Source organism: Flavobacterium zhairuonense (assembly GCF_004352915.1).
GTDB classification, from domain to species: Bacteria; Bacteroidota; Bacteroidia; order Flavobacteriales; family Flavobacteriaceae; genus Flavobacterium; species Flavobacterium zhairuonense.
The window spans coordinates 1-785 of record NZ_SJSY01000036.1 but is presented as its reverse complement, the minus strand read 5'-3'; the positions used below and the strand labels follow the sequence as shown (position 1 = coordinate 785).

Sequence of the window (785 nt, the reverse complement as noted above, 5' to 3'; positions counted from 1 at the left end):
TGTACAGCTTCAGCTTCATACGAAGTTAAGCCTCAGGTTACTCTACAGGCTGATCTAGTTCAAGATCTGACTTGTGTTGTAAACGGATCAATTGAGTTGACTCCAAACGGAGGAACAGGCACTTATACTTATGAAGTAGACATCGACGGTGGCGGCTATAACCCGGCTACGACGCCTTATACAGCTACAGTTGACGGAAGCTATACTTTCAGAGTTACAGATTCGCAAGGATGTCCAGCAGTATCGAATGTTGTTGTTGTGACTCCTAAAACAACGCCAACGGCTTCACCAGTAGCTACGGCTGTGAAATGTGCAGGAGACGGAAACGGAAGCATTACAGTTACGGCTGCTGACGGAATCGCTCCATACAAGTATCAATTATCTAAGGCAGGCGCAGTTGTTACAGCCTTCCAAGATTCAAATATTTTCTCTGGCTTGCTTGCAGGTACAGATTACACTGTAGAGGTTAGAGATGCCAAAGGATGTATCTCAGCGGCAGTTCCAGTAACAGTTGGAACACCAGTTGCATTGACAGCTAGTTCTTCAATTACTACTGCATTAGTTTGTACAGCAGGAAATGCTCCATCAAAAGCGGTTGTTACAGTTACAGCTGCGGGCGGAACCGGAGCATACCAGTACAGCTATGACAATGGAGCGAATTATTCTAACAATGCTACATACGAGACTTATGCAGGAGCTACATTTGATATAATCGTTAAGGACGCAAATGGCTGTTCAGTGACGATCACAAACGGAGTTAATGTTCCGGCATTGAATCCTCCAAC

Annotated in this window: 1 protein-coding gene; it reads left to right on the top strand. The window is 45.0% G+C overall.

The window, feature by feature from the left end; translation table 11 throughout:
* A partial coding sequence (locus EYY60_RS00075; RefSeq protein ID WP_208749423.1) for a SprB repeat-containing protein occupies positions 1 to 785 on the top strand: 785 nt, incomplete at both ends.